16 protein-coding genes are annotated in these 16,815 nt (G+C 72.1%); 10 read left to right on the top strand and 6 right to left on the bottom strand.

What is annotated here, in order from left to right:
• Nucleotides 1-13 precede the first annotated feature (13 nt).
• The 5 genes from KBY47_RS13995 (at nt 14) to KBY47_RS13975 (ending at nt 3,339) form a co-directional block, all read left to right on the top strand.
• Complete coding sequence (locus KBY47_RS13995) at nt 14-439, top strand: VOC family protein (RefSeq protein WP_210921399.1); 426 nt, start codon at nt 14-16, stop codon at nt 437-439.
• Between the two features lie 141 nt (nt 440-580).
• Nucleotides 581-976, top strand: coding sequence for a hypothetical protein (locus tag KBY47_RS13990; RefSeq protein ID WP_210921398.1), 396 nt, complete (start codon nt 581-583; stop codon nt 974-976).
• Nucleotides 973-1,464, top strand: coding sequence for a thiol-disulfide oxidoreductase DCC family protein (locus tag KBY47_RS13985; protein ID WP_210921397.1), 492 nt, complete (start codon nt 973-975; stop codon nt 1,462-1,464). Before KBY47_RS13990 ends, KBY47_RS13985 begins: the two co-directional genes overlap by 4 nt.
• Nucleotides 1,465-1,594: 130 nt before the next feature.
• Nucleotides 1,595-2,560, top strand: a complete 966-nt coding sequence (locus KBY47_RS13980) for a serine protease (protein WP_210921447.1) — start codon at nt 1,595-1,597, stop codon at nt 2,558-2,560.
• A 23-nt stretch (nt 2,561-2,583) separates the two neighbouring features.
• A complete protein-coding gene (locus tag KBY47_RS13975; protein WP_210921396.1) occupies nt 2,584-3,339 on the top strand; it encodes a TetR/AcrR family transcriptional regulator in 756 nt (251 codons plus the stop codon).
• Here the strand turns inward: KBY47_RS13975 and KBY47_RS13970 are convergent.
• Complete coding sequence (locus KBY47_RS13970) at nt 3,336-5,753, bottom strand: MMPL family transporter (protein WP_210921446.1); 2,418 nt, start codon at nt 5,751-5,753, stop codon at nt 3,336-3,338. The genes KBY47_RS13975 and KBY47_RS13970 overlap by 4 nt on opposite strands.
• Nucleotides 5,754-5,915: 162 nt before the next feature.
• Here KBY47_RS13970 and KBY47_RS13965 point away from each other — a divergent pair, with 162 nt between their 5' ends.
• Both KBY47_RS13965 and KBY47_RS13960 read left to right on the top strand, forming a co-directional pair.
• Nucleotides 5,916-6,605, top strand: coding sequence for a response regulator transcription factor (locus tag KBY47_RS13965; protein ID WP_210921395.1), 690 nt, complete (start codon nt 5,916-5,918; stop codon nt 6,603-6,605).
• Between the two features lie 56 nt (nt 6,606-6,661).
• Complete coding sequence (locus KBY47_RS13960; RefSeq protein WP_210921445.1) at nt 6,662-8,086, top strand: HAMP domain-containing sensor histidine kinase; 1,425 nt, start codon at nt 6,662-6,664, stop codon at nt 8,084-8,086.
• Nucleotides 8,087-8,516: 430 nt separating this feature from the next.
• On the opposite strand, the gene KBY47_RS13955 is transcribed toward KBY47_RS13960, so the two are convergent.
• Nucleotides 8,517-9,848, bottom strand: a complete 1,332-nt coding sequence (locus tag KBY47_RS13955) for a metallophosphoesterase (protein WP_210921394.1) — start codon at nt 9,846-9,848, stop codon at nt 8,517-8,519.
• 75 nt (nt 9,849-9,923) lie between these two features.
• Nucleotides 9,924-10,163: an SCO4848 family membrane protein gene (locus tag KBY47_RS13950; protein WP_210921393.1), complete on the bottom strand. Its 240-nt coding sequence runs from the start codon at nt 10,161-10,163 to the stop codon at nt 9,924-9,926.
• Nucleotides 10,164-10,254: 91 nt separating this feature from the next.
• Here KBY47_RS13950 and KBY47_RS13945 point away from each other — a divergent pair, with 91 nt between their 5' ends.
• Complete coding sequence (locus KBY47_RS13945) at nt 10,255-11,562, top strand: D-alanyl-D-alanine carboxypeptidase (protein WP_308405151.1); 1,308 nt, start codon at nt 10,255-10,257, stop codon at nt 11,560-11,562.
• On the opposite strand, the gene KBY47_RS13940 is transcribed toward KBY47_RS13945, so the two are convergent.
• Complete coding sequence (locus tag KBY47_RS13940) at nt 11,510-12,451, bottom strand: YihY/virulence factor BrkB family protein (protein ID WP_210921391.1); 942 nt, start codon at nt 12,449-12,451, stop codon at nt 11,510-11,512. The two genes, KBY47_RS13945 and KBY47_RS13940, sit on opposite strands and share 53 nt — an antisense overlap.
• Nucleotides 12,452-12,582: 131 nt before the next feature.
• On the opposite strand from KBY47_RS13940, the gene KBY47_RS13935 reads away from it, so the two are divergent.
• Together KBY47_RS13935 and KBY47_RS13930 are read left to right on the top strand one after the other, a co-directional pair.
• Nucleotides 12,583-14,160, top strand: a complete 1,578-nt coding sequence (locus KBY47_RS13935) for an FAD-binding oxidoreductase (RefSeq protein WP_210921390.1) — start codon at nt 12,583-12,585, stop codon at nt 14,158-14,160.
• Nucleotides 14,161-14,190: 30 nt separating this feature from the next.
• Nucleotides 14,191-14,949, top strand: a complete 759-nt coding sequence (locus KBY47_RS13930; protein ID WP_210921389.1) for a decaprenylphospho-beta-D-erythro-pentofuranosid-2-ulose 2-reductase — start codon at nt 14,191-14,193, stop codon at nt 14,947-14,949.
• On the opposite strand, the gene KBY47_RS13925 is transcribed toward KBY47_RS13930, so the two are convergent.
• Entirely contained in the window at nt 14,943-15,530 is a 588-nt protein-coding gene (locus tag KBY47_RS13925; RefSeq protein ID WP_210921388.1) for a 2'-5' RNA ligase family protein, read from the bottom strand. The two genes, KBY47_RS13930 and KBY47_RS13925, sit on opposite strands and share 7 nt — an antisense overlap.
• 183 nt (nt 15,531-15,713) lie before the next feature.
• The gene (trpS, locus tag KBY47_RS13920) at nt 15,714-16,727 is read right to left on the bottom strand and encodes a tryptophan--tRNA ligase (RefSeq protein ID WP_210921387.1); all 1,014 of its coding nucleotides are present in this window, start codon (nt 16,725-16,727) and stop codon (nt 15,714-15,716) included.
• Nucleotides 16,728-16,815 lie beyond the last annotated feature (88 nt).

The raw sequence follows: 16,815 nt of genomic DNA, 5'->3' as shown, positions 1-16,815 counted from the left end.
CTAACCTGATGCCATGTCAGATGACGAGTCGTACGAACTGCTCGGGTTCGACAATGTGCTGCTGCCGGTCGGGGACCTCGGCCAGGCCGTGGAGTTCTACGAGCGCGCCGGGTTCACGGTGGGGTTCCGGTTCGACGAGGCGGGGATCGCGCTGCTGAAGGTCGGCGGCGAGACGCCCGGGATTCTGCTGCGGCACGAGGAGGGACTGGGCCACCGGCCGCCGTCGTGGCCCTCGCCGCGCGTGTGGCTGGAGGTGCCGGACGCCCGGGTGACGGCGCGTGAGCTGGCCACCGCGGGGATCGCGCCGCTCGACGAGCCGTTCCCAGTGGCGACCGGGTGGACCGTCGAGGTCGCCGACCCCTGGGGGAACGTCCTCGGCTTCACGGACTACACCAAGCGCCCGGCGCTGGGACGGCGGGCGGCGCGTCCGGTGGCGTGACGACGTGCTGGCGCTGTGACGCGGTGGGGTAGTGACGCAGGCCTCACGCCGAGTGCCGCCGATTGAGTTGAACGCGTTCAAAACTCGCCCTAGAGTCATCTCTGTCAGCGTTTTGAACGCGTTCAACGAAGGGGTGGGGGCATGGACCGTACGGTCATCGCCTACGTCATCTACCTGGTCGTCAGCATCGCCCTGACGGTCTGGGTGGCCCGCACGCTCAGCCGCAATGGGCGGATCTTCCTCTCCGACGTCCTGCACGGCAACGAACAGCTCGCCGACGCCGTCAACCACCTGCTGGTGGTCGGCTTCTACCTGGTCAACCTCGGTTTCGTCGCCCTCTACCTGAGCGACGACGGGACCGTCACCGACACCCGCGGCGTCTTCGAGGCCCTGTCGACCAAGCTGGGCGTGGTGCTGCTGGTGCTGGGCGTGATGCACCTCGGCAATGTCTTCGTCCTCAACAGGATCCGGCGGCGCGGGGTGATGGAGCGGGAGCAGGTGCCGCCGGTCGCTCCGCAGGACTGGGCCAAGGCATGACGGCGGCCACCGCACCGGACCGGGACGCCGCGCGCGTCCCGGTCCGCGGGCTCACGGTCCTCTACGACGCCCAGTGCGCGCTCTGCGCCCATGTGCGGGACTGGCTGCGGCGGCAGCGTCAGCTGGTGCCGCTGGAGCTGGTCCCGGCGGGTTCGGAGGAGGCCGCGCGGCGCTTCCCCGGCCTCGACCACCGCGCGACCCTGGAGGAGATCACCGTCGTGGGGGACTCCGGACAGGTCTACCGGTCGACGGCGGCGTGGATCGTCGTCCTGTGGGCCCTGCGCGAACACCGGGCGCTGGCCCACCGGCTGGCCACGCCGACCGGGGCGGTGTTCGCCAAGGGGGCGGTGCTGGCCGCCGCGAAGTGGCGCGAGGCACAGTGGGGCGGGCGGTCGTACCGGAGCGCGGAGGGATGGACGTACGAGCGCGGGCAGGGCTGGGTCTACCGGGGGCCGGACTGCGACGACGGTTCGTGCGGGACGGCCTGAGGACCCCCTTCCGGCCAGACCGTCTTGGCATGCACTCTTCACAAATCCCGCTCACGTGGGACGCTGCTGGACGGTTCGACCGCCAAGCTCCCCCCACCGCGAAGGAGTACGCGTGAGAGGCATACCCGGCATGTCCCGCATACCCCGCTCCCTCCTCGGCGCCCTGGTGGGCGTCACCGCACTGCTCACCACCGGCGCCCTCGCCACCCCCGCGGGCGCCGCCCCCGCACCGGGCTCCGGCGCCGAGGTCGGCGCCGCGGCGCAGGAACGGGCCCGCGACTTCTGGACCCCGGCCCGGATGCGGGCGGCGGCCCCGCTCGACCTGCTCACCGTCGACGGGCACTTCGAGGGCGGCTCGGCGCCGCGCACGGGCGCCCGGACGACCGTGGCGCCCACCGACGTCGGCGTCCAGGCCTTCCCCAGCGGCGGGACCGCCTGGACCGGCGGCGGCGCGGTCGTCTCCACCGCGGGCCGGGTGTTCTTCACCTACCAGGGCCGTACGGCGTCCTGCTCCGGCAACGCCGTCACCAGCGCCAACAAGAGCACCGTGATCACGGCGGGCCACTGTGTGAAGCTGGAGGGCGCCTGGCACACCAACTGGGTCTTCGTCCCCGGCTACCACGACGGCCAGGCCCCGCACGGCCGCTGGACCGCCACCAGGACCCTCGCCACACCCCAGTGGACGGCGAGCGAGGACATCAACTACGACATCGGCGCGGCCGTCGTCGCCCCGCTCGGCGGACAACTGCTGACGGACGTCGTCGGCGGGCAGGGGCTCGCCTTCAACACCGGCTACAACCTGCCGATGTACGCCTTCGGCTTCCCGGCCGCCGCCCCCTACGACGGCGAGAAGTTCATCCACTGCTCCGGCAACACCAGCCGGGACTTCCTGCTCTCCAACGACCACGGGATGACCTGCAACATGACCGGCGGCTCCAGCGGCGGCCCGTGGTTCACCCGGTTCGACGAGGCCACCGGCACCGGCCTGCTGTCGTCGGTGAACAGCTTCAAGTACAACTTCCTGCCGAACCGGATGTACGGCCCGTACTTCGGCACCGACGCCCAGAACCTCTACCAGGCGGCACAGTCCTCCTGAGACCCACTGGTTAGGCTCGCCCCGTGCCCGCGAAGAACGCAGACGGCCCCGCAGACGGCGCCGCGCCCAGCAAGTCCGAGCAGACCCGCGCCCTGATCCTCCAGACGGCGATGCGGCTGTTCGAGGAGCGCGGCTACGACAAGACCACGATGCGGGCCATCGCCAAGGAGGCGGGAGTCTCCGTCGGCAACGCCTACTACTACTTCGAGGGCAAGGAACACCTGATCCAGGGCTTCTACGACCGGATCGCCGCCGAGCACCAGGCGGCGGTCCGGGAGGTCCTGGCCCGCGAGACCGACCTGGAGGCGCGCCTCGCGGGCGTGTTGAAGGCGTGGCTGGACATCGCCATGCCCTACCACCAGTTCGCCGTCCAGTTCTTCAAGAACGCCGCCGACCCCGACAGCCCGCTCAGCCCCTTCTCCCCCGAGTCGGAGCACGCGCGCGAGGAGGCCATCAGCGTCCACCGGGAGGTGCTGCGCGGCGCCACGAGGACCAAGGTCCCCGACGACCTGCGGGAGGCCCTGCCCGAGCTGATGTGGCTCTCCCAGATGGGCCTCGTCCTGTACTGGATCTTCGACCGCACGGAGGGGCGGCGGCGGAGCTACCGGCTGGCCGAGCGGGGGGCCCGGCTCACCGCCCGCGGAGTGGCCCTGTCCCGGTTCCGGGTACTGCGGCCGCTGGTGCGGGAGGTGCACGAACTCTTCCGGGACTTCCTGCCGGGGATGACGAAGGGGGGACCGGATTCCCACCGGTCCCCCCAGGCCGCGGCGGAGGACTAGTTGACCGCGTCCACCTCCCCCTCCGAGACCTCCGTCAGTTCCATGTCGTAGACCACCGGCTCACCGTCCACGACGACCTGGCGTGCCCGCGCGCCGTGGACGGACGCCGTCGCCGCCAGCAGATAGGTGCCGGGGGCCGGGACGGAGACGATGTAGGAGCCGTCCGCCAGGGACGTCACCCGGTCGAGCTGACGGCCGCCCTTGGACATCAGGGTGACCGCGGCGTCGGCGACGGGCTCACCGTCGGCGGCGCGGATGTAGCCGTGGACCACGGAGGCGCCGCCCTCGGGCGCGGCCGGTTCCGGGACGGGGTCCTCCTTCGGCTCCACCGCGAGGTGCGGCAGCCGCTTCTCCAGCCACTCCGGCAGCCACCAGTTGGAGTCGCCCAGCAGGTGCATCGCGGCCGGAACCAGCGCCGTACGCAGGATGAAGGCGTCCAGCGCGACCGCCGCGGCCAGGCCGATGCCCGCCATCGCGCCCTCCATGTCGCCGCTGAGGACGAACGCGGAGAACACGCAGATCATGATGAGCGCGGCGCAGTTGATGACCCGGCTCGTCTCGGCGAGACCGACACGGACCGCGCGGGCGTTGTCGCGGGTGTGCACCCACTCCTCGTGCATCCGGCTCACCAGGAACACCTGGTAGTCCATGGAGAGGCCGAAGAGCAGGGACAGCATGATGACCGGCAGGAACGCCGTGATCGGGCCCTCCTTGCCGATGCCGAGCAGCTCCGTGCCCCAGCCCCACTGGAAGATCGCCACCAGCACACCGAAGGACGCGGCGGCGGCGACGAGGTTCATCACGGCGGCCGTCAGCGGCACCACCAGCGAACGGAACGCCACCATCAGCAGCAGGAAGCCCAGCGCGATGATCGTCGCGATGAAGTAGGGGAGCCGGTCGCCGGTCACCGACGCGAAGTCCTTGAAGACGGCCGTCACACCGCCGACGTGGGCCTCCACCCCGGCCTCCGGGATCACGTCGTCACGCAGCCGGTCGATCAGTACGTCCGTCTCCTCGGACTGCGGTGACGTCGTCGGCACCACGTTGATCACCGAGATGCCGTTCGCGGGCGGTACGGCGGCGACCTGCGCGACACCCTCGGTGGCCTCGATCCCGGAGACCAGGGAGTCGGGCGCCGCGCCCTCGACGACGACCTGGAGGGGGCCGTTGACGCCGGGCCCGAAGCCCTCCGCCAGCAGGTCGTACGCCTGCCGGGTGGTCGTGGAGTCCTGGTGGTTGCCCTGGTCGGTGGCGCCGAGCCGGATCGACAGCACGGGCAGCGCGAGCACCGCCATGACGACGACGGCCAGCGCGGCGACCGAACGCGGACGCTTCTGGACGGTCGCCGACCAGCGCGCCGCCAGCCCGCTCGCCTCCTCCGACTCCGGGCCCGTCGCGGCCAGCTTCCGGCGCTGACGGCGGCTGAGCACCCGGGTGCCGAGCAGGCCCAGCAGGGCGGGCAGCAGGGTGATCGCGGCGAGGACGCTGAGCACCACCGTCAGGGAGGTCGCGATAACCACCCCGTCCAGGAAGCGCAGGTTCATCACCAGCATGCCCGCGAGCGCGATGCAGACCGTGCCGCCCGCGAACAGCACCGCACGGCCGGAGGTGTTGAGGGCGGTCACCGCGGAGTCCTCCGGCTCGGCGCCGCGCAGGATGCCGCGCCGGTGCCGGGTGACGATGAACAGCGCGTAGTCGATGCCGACGCCGAGACCGATCAGCGAGCCCAGCAGCGGGGCCACTTCGGGGACGTTGGTGACATGGCTGAGCAGCATCGTGGCGAGCATGCCGGTGCCGACGCCCGCGATCGCCACCACGATCGGCAGCAGCATCGCGAACAGCGACCCGAAGGCCAGGAACAGCACGATCGCGGCGGCGACGATGCCGACGAGTTCGGCGGTACCGGCGGGCGGCTCCTGGGTGCGGGCGATCGCCTGGCCGCCCAGCTCCACCTGGAGTCCGTCGCCCCCGGCCGCCTGCGCGGTGTCGACGACGTCCTCGATCAGCTCCTTGGGGACGGCGTTGGCCTGCTCCCGGAAGGTGATCTGCGCGTAGGCGATCCGCCCGTCCTCACTGATCTGCGCGGCGCCCCGCTCGCCCGCGTAGGGGCTCGCGACCTCGCCGACGCCGTCCATGCCCGCGATCTCGTCGAGCGCGGGCTCGATCCGGGACCGTACGTCCCCGTCCCGCACCGAGCCGTCGTCGGTCTTCCACACCACCGTGTCGGTGTCGCCCGCCCGCTCCGGGAACGCCTTCTCCATGAGGTCGTAGGCCTTCTTGGAGTCGGTGTTCGGCAGGGAGAAGACGTTCGCGTAGTCCGTGCCCGCCGTCGAGGCCGTGAAGCCCAGACCGAACAGCGCCCCCACCCACAACACCAGGACCACCAGCCGGTGCCTGAAACACCACCGTGCCAATGCCGCCACGTTCATCGCTCCTTCGATCCGGTTGGTCCCCCAGGTCCTGGCGAACAGGATTGGCGGCGGCACGCGCGCGTGCCCACCAGGCACGCATGACTCTCAAGGAACTCCAAAGCGAAGGCGGGGGCCGTTGTCGGTGCGCCCGCCGATACTGGGGGCATGACGACGGTTCCCGGCACCGTGCTGGTCGTGGAGGACGAGGAGTCCATCGCGGACGTTCTCGCCATCGCCCTGCGCTACCACCGGTTCGAGGTGATGACGGCGGGCTCGGTCCGCGAGGCGCTCGCCCTCGCCGAACGCACCCGCCCCGACGCGGCCCTCCTCGACGTCATGCTCCCCGACGGCGACGGCCGCGCCCTCGGGCGTGAGCTGCGCGCCCGCCGCCCCGACCTGGCGCTGGTGTTCCTCACCGCCCGCGACTCCCCCGCCGAGGTCGTCGGCGCGCTCGGCTTCGGCGACGACTACATCACCAAGCCGTTCAACATCGACGAGGTCGTCGCCCGGATCACCGCCGTCCTGCGCCGCACCCGCCCCGCCGACGTCCTCCCCCAGCGCCCGCCCCTGCGCTACGGCGACCTGGAGCTGGACGAGACGACGTACTCGGTGCACCGCGCGGGCAAGACGGTCCAGCTCACCCCCACCGAGTACGCGCTGCTGCGGTTCCTGGTCCGCAACGGCGGCCGGGTCGTGCCCAAGGAGCAACTCCTGCGGCACGTCTGGCAGTACGAGCACACCCCGCCCGAGTCGACCGTCGTGGAGACCTACATCAGCTATCTGCGCCGCAAGCTCGACACCCTCGGCCCACCCGTGATCACCACCCGGCGCGGCGTCGGATACGGGCTCGCGTGACCGGCGTACGGCTGCCGAGGGGCGCCTGGCGGGGCGGGCGCTGCCGACCCGGCGGGATGCACTCGCTGCGCGCCAAGCTGACGATGGCGAACGTGGCGCTGCTCGCGCTCGGCATCGTGCTGGCGACGGCGGTGAGCCTGATGGGCATGCGGCACTATCTGCTGTCGCAGATCGACAGCGAACTGTCGGAGATGCGCAAGTCCCTGAACGGGCTGGCGCTCACCGAGGAGCAGATCGACTCCTTCAGCGCGCTGTCACTGGTGCGGGAGCGGATGCGGCCACCGACGTCCGAGGACCGGCCGCGGCCCGACTCCGTGGTCACCGCCGTCGGCGCGGGCGGGCGGGTGCAGGAGTTCGCCGGGTTCGCGCCGAGCGACACCCAGCGCGAACTGGCCGCCGCGGTGGGCGATCCGCGGGCGCTGGCCGCCGAGGAGGAGCCGCAGGACATCACCGTGCACGGCACGCCCTACCGGGCCACCGCGACCCGGCTCGCCGACGGCACCCACATACTGATCGCCGCGTCCACCCAGAGCCTGCACACCGGCGTCGCCAAGGCGCTCAAGCTGGACCTCGCCGTGGGCACCCTGCTGCTGGCGCTGCTCGCCTGGCTGACCATGGTCAGCGTGGGGCGGCGGATGCGGCCGCTGGAGGACATGGTGGAGACCTCGTCGGCGATCGCCGAGGGCGACCTGACCCGCCGTGTGCCCTCCAGCAGCGACCCCACGCTGGAGGTGGAGCAGCTGAGGGTGGCGCTGAACTCCATGCTCCACCAGGTGGAGTCGGCGTACCGCACACGCGAGCGCAGTGCGACCCAGCTGCGCCGCTTCGTCGCCGACGCCTCCCACGAACTGCGCACCCCGCTGTCCGCGATACGCGGCTACCTCCAGCTCTACGACAAGGGCATGCTGAGCAACCCGGACGACCGCAAACGGGCCTGGGAGCGGGTGATGGCCGAAGCCGACCGCATGGGCCGCCTCGTCGACGAACTCCTCACCCTGGCCCGCCTCGAACAACAACCCGAACTGCGCTTCCGCAACGTCGACCTGAGCCGCCTCGTCCGCGAGGCCAGCGAGGACTTCCAGGTCCAGCAGCCGACCCGGCCCGTCACCGTCCACGCCGAGGGCTCGGTCCTGGTCCACGCCGACGAGTCCGGCCTGCGCCAGATACTCGGCAACCTGTTGGGCAACGTACGCGTCCACACCCCGGTGGACGTCCCGGTACGCCTGTCCGTCGCCCGCGACGGCGACGACACCGTCCACCTCGTCATCTCCGACGAGGGCCCCGGCCTCTGCCCCGAGGACGCCGCCCGCATCTTCGACCGCTTCTTCCGCGCGGGCGGCGGCGCGGGCACCGGCCTCGGCATGGCCATCGTCCAGGGCATAGCCCACGCCCACGGAGGCAAGGTCTCGGTCGACACATCACCGGGGACGGGCTTGGCGGTCACGGTCCGCCTACCGGCACGACGGACGGCGGCGGCTTAAGGCCGACAAGCGGCCCGCCGCCGCGGCAGTCGCACCACTCGGGCAACGCCCACCCGGCAGCGGGACTGCATCCGCCGCAGCCGCGGGCAGTCGCACCGCTCAGGCGACGCCCACCCGGCAGCGGGGCTCATCCGCCGCCAGCTTCGAGCAGCCCTCTCGCATAGTTGGGGGCAGTCGTGCCGCTGGGACGACGCCCACCCGGCAGCCGAGCCCCAGCCGCCGCAGCTGCGGGCACCGAGCTGCCATGTGCCGCAACTGCCGTGCCGTCTCCGCGCAGCTGCGGGCAGTCGCACCGCTCAGGCGACGCCCACCCGGCAGCAGAGCCCCATCCGCCGCAGCTGCGGGCAGTCGTGCCGCTGGGGCGGCACGGGTGGGCGCAGCGGCACCCCGCGAGCGCCGGGTTGCGCGGCCCACCCCCACAGCGACCCCGTCACGCCTCCCGCGAAGCCAACTCAACCACCGTGATGTCGGACTCGGCCCCCACCCGGGTCGGCGGCCCCCACGCCCCCGCCCCCCGCGTCACATACAGCTGCGTGTCCCCGTACCGCTCCAGCCCCGCCACCGTCGGATTCGCCGCAGCCGCCAACAGGTTCCCCGGCCACAACTGCCCCCCGTGCGTATGCCCCGACAGCTGGAGATCGACCCCATGGTCGACCGCGTCATGGATCTGCACAGGCTGATGCGCGAGCAGCACACACGCCCGCCCCCGGTCCCGGTCCCCCAGCGCCTTCTGGAAGTCGGGCCCCTCCCCCTCGTCCTCCCCGGCGACGTCATTGACCCCGGCGAGATCGAAATGGCGCAGCTCCGTACGCGCGTTCTCCAGCGGTCGCAGCCCCAGCCGCCGCACCTCCTCGACCCACTCCCCGGCTCCGGAGAAGTACTCGTGGTTCCCGGTGACGAAGTACGCCCCGTGCCGCGCCGACAGCTGCGCCAGCGGTGCCGCCGCCGGTCCCAGGTCCTTGACGCTCCCGTCGACCAGGTCACCGACGACGGCGATGAGGTCGGGCTGGGTGGAGTTGATGGTGTCGACGACCTTCTGCGCGAAGCCCCGCCCGAGCACCGGCCCGAGGTGGATGTCGCTGACGACCGCGATCCGGAAACCGTGCGCCGCGCGCGGCAGCTTGGCCAGCGGCACGGTGACGCGTTTCACAGCGGGCCCGTTCAGCACGCCGTAGGTCCCGGCCCCGACGGTCCCGACCGCGACGGCCGCCGCGGCCCCGGCGACCACCCGGGAGACGAAGACCCGCCGTGAGGGATCGGCCACGTTCCCGGCAGCCACCCCGCCACCGTCCCGCGCGGACCCGCCGGACCCGCCGGACTCCCGGGGCTCCCCGGGCTCCGCGGGCTCCGCGGGCTCCGCGGACGGTCCCGTCTCTCCCGAGCCCGCCCCCGCCGGTACCGGCTCCGGCCGCGGTATCCCCGCCGCCGCGGGCGCCCGCACCCGCGCCGCCCGCCGCTTCAGGAACCACCGCAGCAGCGGCCGTACCGCTTCCCCGGCGACCACCGTGAGCAGCAGGTATATCGACAGCGCCAGCCACAGGAACCCCGGCCAGGCGAGCGTGCGCTGGAGCCAGAACGGCGCGCCCGCCCGCTCGGCGACCAGCGCGCCCACGGCCAGCGCCCAGCCGCCCGCGATCAGCACCGCGCCCGCGCGGCGGGCGAGCCCCGGAGCGCGGGTGGTGTCACGGAACAGACGGCGCCACAGGTACCAGTTGGCCGTCACGAGGACGGTCAGTACCACCAGCAGGATGACGATCACCATTGACTTGAGTTCCCCTCAGCCGAGACCGGTCGGCGATACCGGTACGGCGATTCCAGCGCGGCGGTACCGGCCCGGCTATGACGTACGGCGCAGCGCGCGCAGACCGCGCAACCCGATGCCCCCGATGACCGTCCCCAATACGAAGGAGACGACGGCCAGCAGCAGATGCACCCAGAAGTAGGCCGTCGGACTCCCGTCGTCGAACGCGAGCCCACTGCTGTCCTTGATCAGGTTTCTGACGAAAGTGACCCAGATGACCCAGCTCCACACCCCGAAAGCGAGCAGGAACCAGGAGAGGGGGCGGCTGAGCTTCATACGTTCAGTATCGCCGCCGGGTGACCGGTTCCCGGCCCGGGGTGGGGGCCGGGGCGGGACTGGGCAACGTACGCCAGGTACTTTCTCGGTCGTGCCCGCTCCCATGAAGACCCCCAGGCGATCCCTGACGGTCACTTCCGCGACCTTGTTGTCCCTCGCGCTGTCCCTGCCGGTGACGGCGCCCGCCGCGTTCGCCGCGCCGAAGCCGTCGCCGAGCGCCACGGTGAAGCCCCCGGCGAACATGTCGACGGTGGGCGGTGAACGGCTCGGCCGGCCGGGCACGCAGGTCGATCTGGCGTCCGGTGTGCCGGTGCTGCCGAAGGATCTCTCCGCGCGGTCGTGGATCGTCGCCGACGCCGAGTCCGGCGACATCCTCGCCGCGCACAACGCGCACTGGCGGCTGGCCCCGGCGAGCACTCTGAAGATGCTGTTCGCGGACACGCTGCTGCCGAAGTGGCCGCGGACCACCGAGCACAAGGTGGCCCCGTCCGACCTGGCGGGCATCGGCTCCGGCTCCTCCATGGTCGGCATAAAGGAGGACGAGACCTACACCGTCCACGACCTGTGGCTGGGTGTCTTCCTGCGCTCCGGCAACGACGCCGTGCACGTGCTCTCCGCGATGAACGGCGGTGTCGAGAACACCGTCGAGGAGATGAACGAGCACGCCGAGGAGCTACAGGCACTCGACACGTTCGTGGTGAGCCCGGACGGCTACGACGCCCCGGGGCAGGTCTCGTCCGCCTACGACCTCACGCTGATAGCGCGTTCCGGGCTCCAGAAGAAGGACTTCCGCGAGTACTGCTCGACCCTGCGGGCCAAGTTCCCGGGCGAGACGACGAAGAACAAGAAGGGCAAGAAGGTCCGCTCGACCTTCGAGATCCAGAACACCAACCGGCTGCTGACCGGCGACTACGACATCTCCCAGTACGAGGGCATAGCGGGCGTCAAGAACGGCAACACCACCAACGCGGGCGCCACCTTCACCGGCGTCGCCGAACGCGACGGCAGGGTGCTCCTCGTCACGGTGATGAACCCGGAGAAGGGCGAGCACAACGAGGTCTACAAGGAGACCGCGAAGCTCTTCGACTGGGGTTTCAAGGCGGCCGGGAAGGTCACGCCGGTCGGTGAGCTGGTGCCGCCGAAGAGTGCCGAGACCGACGACACCGCCCAGGCGGGTGCCCAGCCGGGCGCCAACGCCTCCGGTGAGGCCGGGGGCGCGAGCGGCGGCGACGCGTCGGGCCAGCCGGTGGCGAGCGCCCCGGCCGCCTCGGGTTCGAGCGGCATCGGGACGGCCCTCGCCATCACGGGCGCGCTGCTGGTGCTGCTCGCGGGGGGTGCGTTTTTGGTCAACCGCCGCTGGCCGCTGCCGGATCTGGTGCGCCGCCGGAACCGTCCCTGACACCGTCGTCGTCAGCGGCCAGCCGTTCGGCGTCGGCCTCCTTGCTCGGCGTCGCCGTCCAGGCCGCGCAGTACAGCACCAGCTTCGAGGTGAAGTTGATCCACAGCAGCAGGGCGACTGGCACCCCGAAGGCGCCGTACATGCTCTTCGCGGCCACGCCCTGCATATAACTGCTCAGCAGCAGCTTCAGCAGCTCGAAGCCGATCGCGCCGATCAGCGCGCCGACGACGAGCCGACGCCGGGAGGGCTGCACGCCGGGCAGCAGGGTGAGGACGTACAGCAGGAGCAGGAAGTCCGCGAGTACGGCGACGGCGAACGCGGCGATCTGCAACAGGACGCTCCCCCAGCCCTGTTCCGCCAGGCCCAGCTGCCGGGAGGTCCAGCCGACGGTGGCCGTGGCGACGGTGGACGCCGCCAGGGTGACGAGCAGGGCGCCGCCGAGGCCGACCAGGACGCCCGCGTCCTTGGCCTTGTGCAGGAAGGGGTTGTCCTCCTCGTCGGGCAGTTCCCAGACCGCGCGCAGGCACTCCCGTGTCGAGCCGACCCAGTTGATGCCGGTGAACAGCAGCACGGCGCCCGCGATGAGGCCGATGGTCCCGGCGTTGTCGGCCACGGCGCTGATGTCCAGCTGCTGCTTGGTGATGCCGGGGAACTGTTCGGCGATCTTGTCCTGGAGTTCCGTCTGCTGGTCGCGGCTGAGCGTGGCGGCGGCGATCGCGGCGCCCACGGTGAGCAACGGGAACAGCGCGACGAAGCTGATGAACGTCATCGCCGCGGCCAGCCGCGTCCACTTCACGCGGTCGAGTCGCTCGTACGACCGCCACGCGTGCGTGGTCATCAGCCGCGTGGCCCACGGCCCCACGACGGGGAGGTTCCTCAGCCAGTCCATGGTCCGACCCTTGCCCTCCTCACCGGCCCGCGATGTACAGGTGCCCCGGAACGGGGGAAAGCTGCCGACCTGACCAGACCGGTCCGCGTTTCACACCTGTTCGTACCGGTATGGGCGATACGGTCACCGGCATGTCTGCCGAGACCGTTCCGGTTCCCGTCACGGGGCGGGGCCGTACCGCTCCAACCGACACCCGCTCCGGCGCCGTTCCCGACGCCCATCCCACCCGTCCTGCCCATCCCACCCGTCCCGCCGGTCCCGCCGGTCCCGCCGGTCCTGTCCGTCTGATCCGGCCACGGACGTACGAGGAGGCCGTGGACGCGGTCGTTCGGGAGTTCGGGGCTCGTGGCGGCATCGCGAGGGGCCTGGGGCGGGCGCCCGGGGACGCCGCGCGCAACGCGGGCGGCACGGTGCTCGACATGACCGGCCTGGACCGGATCCACGCCGTCGACGCGACCGACGGGACCGTGCTGTGCGACGCGGGCGTCTCCCTGCACCGGCTGACGGAGGTACTGCTGCCGCTCGGCTGGGTCCCGCCGGTGGCATCCGGCACGCGCGGCGCCACGGTCGGCGGGGCGATCGCCGCCGACGCCCACGGCCACGACCACCCCGTCTCCGGGTCCTTCTCCCGCCACGTGGCCGCCCTGGAACTGCTCACCGCCGACGGCCGGATCGTGAGCGCGCACCCGGGCACCCCGCTCTTCGACGCCACCACCGGCGGCCTGGGCCTGACCGGGCTGATCCTCACCGCGACCCTGCGGCTGCGGCCGGCCGAGACATCCCTGGTCACCGTCGCCACCCAACGCGCCACCGACCTCGACGACCTGCTGACCCGGATGACCACCACGGGCCGGCGCCACGCCCCCACCGCCGCCTGGATCGACCTCCTCGCCCGCGGCCCGGCGACCGGTCGCGGGGTACTGCTCTGGCCGGAGGCAGTGAGCGGGGGCACGCGCGCGTGGGGCACGTGGGCGGACCGCGTCACGCAGGCGCTGGGCGCCCCGGGCGCGCGCGGGTGGCGTGAGTCCCGTACGCGCGTGTGGCGTGCCCTCGGCCGCACCCTGCGGCGGGCCTCCGCCGCGCCCGCCTCCGCGCCCCGCGCGTGGCGGGACGCCCCGGTGTGGTACGCGCCCGGCCACCCCCTGCTCTCCGGGGGGACCGCCGCCCTGCTCGGGCCCTACGCCCTCGGCCTGCGCAACGAACTGCGGTACCGCGCGGCGCCACGCGCGCGTACCGGCCGCCTCCAGCGCGTCCCGGCGTTCCCCCGTCCCGTCGACGTGCCCACCGACCGCGTGCGCGAATACGGCCGTGGCGGCCTCGTCCGCTACCAGTTCGCCGTCCCCCACGGCCAGGAGGAGGCCCTGCGCCGGATCGTGCGCCGGTTCTCCGAGCACCGCTGCCCGGCCCGCCACGCGGTCCTGGAACGCCTCGGCGAGGCCGGCGCGGGCTGGCTGTCCTTCCCCGTGCCGGGCTGGGCCCTCACCGTGGACCTGCCCACCGGCCTGCCCGGACTCGCCGCGTTCCTCGACGAGCTGGACGAGGAGGTCGCCGCGGCGGGCGGCCGGGTCCGCCTCTCGCAGGACTCCCGGCTACGGCCCGACCTGCTCGCCGCGATGTACCCGCGCCTGGCCGACTTCCGCGCGCTGCGCGCGGAGCTGGACCCGCGCGGGGTCTTCACCTCGGACCTGTCCCGCCGCCTCGGCCTGTGAGTCCCGTCCCCGTCTCCTAGGAGCTGCCCCGTGAAGGACGCCTTCGGTCTCCCCCAGTCCCTGCTCGTGCTCGGCGGTACCTCGGAGATCGCCCTGGCCACCGCCCGCCGTCTGATCACCCGCCGCACCCGCACGGTGTGGCTGGCCGGACGCCCCTCCCCCGACCTGGAGACGGCCGCCGGACAGCTGCGCGCGCGGGGCGCCGAGGTGCACACGGTCGCCTTCGACGCCCTCGACCCCGACTCCCACGAGACGGTGCTCGGGAAGGTCTTCGCCGAGGGCGACGTGGACATGGTGCTGCTCGCCTTCGGCATCCTCGGTGACCAGGCGCACGACGAGCGCGACCCGGCGAGCGCGGTCAGGGTCGCGCAGACCAACTACACCGGCGCGCTGTCGGCGGGCCTGGTGAGCGCCCGCGCCCTTCAGGCGCAGGGTCACGGCTCCCTGGTGGTGCTGTCGTCCGTCGCCGGTGAGCGGGCCCGCCGCGCCGACTTCATCTACGGCTCCAGCAAGGCCGGGCTGGACACCTTCGCCCAGGGCCTCGGCGACGCGCTGCACGGCACCGGCGTGCACGTCATGGTCGTACGGCCCGGTTTCGTGCGCTCGAAGATGACCAGCGGACTGCCCGAGGCACCGCTGGCGACCACCCCGGAGGCCGTCGCCACGGCCATCGAGCTGGGGCTGCGCTGCCGCTCGGAGACGGTGTGGGTGCCGGGCTCGCTCCGGCTGCTGATGGCGGCCCTGCGGCATCTGCCGCGCGGTGTGTTCCGGCGGCTGCCGGTTCAGTAGCGGTCGACGGGCAGGCTGTCATGCTCCACGGGGGCGGCGGCCTGCGGCGGCACCACCGGGCCGCCGAAGGTGTACTCGCGCAGCTTGCGCCAGACGCCGTCGGCGCCCTGTTCGTAGAGGGCGAAACCGGTGCAGGGCCACTCGGCGTCGTAGTCGGCGAGTTCCTCGTAGGCCCGGTCCATGGCCTCCTCGGCGATGCCGTGGGCCACGGTGACGTGCGGGTGGTAGGGGAACTGCAGCTCACGCGCGACCGGACCGGAGGCGTCCCGGACCTGCTTCTGGAGCCAGGCGCACTCCTCGCCGCCCTCCACGACCTGCACGAACACCACCGGCGACAGTGGCCGGAAGGTGCCGGTGCCGGACAGCCGCATCGGGAAGGGGCGCCCGGCCCCCGCCACCTCGGTGAGGTGCGCCTCGATCGCGGGCAGCAGCGCCTCGTCGACCTCGGTCGGCGGCAGCAGGGTGACATGGGTGGGGATGCCGTGAGCCGCGGCGTCGCCGAAGCCCGCGCGTCGCTGCTGGAGCAGGCTGCCGTGCGGCTCCGGGACCGCGATCGACACCCCGATCGTTACGGTCCCCACGTCGTCTCCCGTCGTCCTGGTGGTGTGCAGGGGCGGCCGCTGCTGCGGCCGTCCGGCTTTCGACTGTACGGCCACGGCCATGCCCGGGGCAGGCGCAGCCGTAGTGATGTGCAGCGCTGTGCGGTGCGCCGAGGCGCGGTGGTGCACCGGTGTGGGGGGTGAGGGGGCGGTCCGCCCCGGCGCTCAGTGCTTGGCCGGGAGGAAGCCCACCTTGTCGTACGCCTGCGCCAGCGTCTCCGCCGCGACGGCGCGCGCCTTCTCCGCGCCCTTGGCCAGGATCGAGTCGAGCGACTCCGGGTCGTCCAGATACTGCTGGGTGCGCTCCCGGAACGGGGTCACGAACTCGACCATGACCTCGGCGAGGTCCGTCTTGAGCGCACCGTAGCCCTTCCCCGCGTACTTCTCCTCCAGTTCGCCGATGTTGGCGCCGGTGAGGGTGGAGTAGATGGTGAGGAGGTTGCTGACGCCGGGCTTGTTCTCGACGTCGTAGCGGACGACGGTGTCGGTGTCGGTGACCGCGCTCTTGACCTTCTTGGCGGTGGCCTTCGGCTCGTCGAGGAGGTTGATGAGGCCCTTCGGCGTGGACGCCGACTTGCTCATCTTGATCGACGGGTCCTGGAGGTCGTAGATCTTCGCCGTCTCCTTGAGGATGTACGGCTTCGGGATGGTGAACAGGTCACCGAAGCGGCCGTTGAACCGCTCGGCGAGGTCGCGGGTCAGCTCGATGTGCTGGCGCTGGTCCTCGCCGACCGGCACCTCGTTGGCCTGGTAGAGCAGGATGTCGGCGACCTGGAGGACCGGGTACGTGAACAGGCCGACGGAGGCGCGGTCGGCGCCCTGCTTGGCGGCCTTGTCCTTGAACTGGGTCATCCGGCTGGCCTCGCCGAAGCCGGTGAGGCAGTTCATGATCCAGCCGAGCTGTGCGTGCTCGGGGACGTGACTCTGCACGAACAGCGTGCACCGCTCGGGGTCGAGACCGGCGGCCAGCAGCTGGGCCGCCGCGAGCCGGGTGTTGGCCCGCAGCTCCTTCGGGTCCTGCGGGACCGTGATCGCGTGCAGGTCGACGACCATGTAGAACGCGTCGTGGGTCTCCTGGAGCGCCACCCACTGGCGGACGGCGCCGAGGTAGTTGCCGAGGTGGAACGAGCCGGCGGTGGGCTGGATTCCGGAGAGCACGCGGGGTCGGTCTGAGGCCATGCCCATCATTCTCTCAGGTCTTCGGGGGCGGTCCGGAACTGGCTGGAAAGTGGTTGAGGTCGAGGGGGAACCGATCGGGGGCGGGCGG

Origin of the sequence: Streptomyces sp. B93 (assembly GCF_018070565.1) — a bacterium.
GTDB lineage: Bacteria > Actinomycetota > Actinomycetes > Streptomycetales > Streptomycetaceae > Streptomyces.
Note: the sequence above shows the minus strand (reverse complement) of the source record. Positions and strands in the feature narration are given on the sequence as shown.

Excerpts from the sequence above, each read along its gene's own strand:
- KBY47_RS13990 (WP_210921398.1), top strand. The coding sequence starts at position 581 with ATGGACCGTACGGTCATCGCCTACGTCATCTACCTGGTCGTCAGCATC.
- KBY47_RS13995 (WP_210921399.1), top strand. The coding sequence starts at position 14 with ATGTCAGATGACGAGTCGTACGAACTGCTCGGGTTCGACAATGTGCTG.
- KBY47_RS13980 (WP_210921447.1), top strand. The coding sequence starts at position 1,595 with ATGTCCCGCATACCCCGCTCCCTCCTCGGCGCCCTGGTGGGCGTCACC.
- KBY47_RS13950 (WP_210921393.1), bottom strand. The coding sequence starts at position 10,163 with ATGAAGCTCAGCCGCCCCCTCTCCTGGTTCCTGCTCGCTTTCGGGGTG.
- KBY47_RS13985 (WP_210921397.1), top strand. The coding sequence starts at position 973 with ATGACGGCGGCCACCGCACCGGACCGGGACGCCGCGCGCGTCCCGGTC.
- KBY47_RS13940 (WP_210921391.1), bottom strand. The coding sequence starts at position 12,451 with ATGGACTGGCTGAGGAACCTCCCCGTCGTGGGGCCGTGGGCCACGCGG.
- trpS (WP_210921387.1), bottom strand. The coding sequence starts at position 16,727 with ATGGCCTCAGACCGACCCCGCGTGCTCTCCGGAATCCAGCCCACCGCC.
- KBY47_RS13965 (WP_210921395.1), top strand. The coding sequence starts at position 5,916 with ATGACGACGGTTCCCGGCACCGTGCTGGTCGTGGAGGACGAGGAGTCC.
- KBY47_RS13935 (WP_210921390.1), top strand. The coding sequence starts at position 12,583 with ATGTCTGCCGAGACCGTTCCGGTTCCCGTCACGGGGCGGGGCCGTACC.
- KBY47_RS13960 (WP_210921445.1), top strand. The coding sequence starts at position 6,662 with ATGCACTCGCTGCGCGCCAAGCTGACGATGGCGAACGTGGCGCTGCTC.
- KBY47_RS13955 (WP_210921394.1), bottom strand. The coding sequence starts at position 9,848 with ATGGTGATCGTCATCCTGCTGGTGGTACTGACCGTCCTCGTGACGGCC.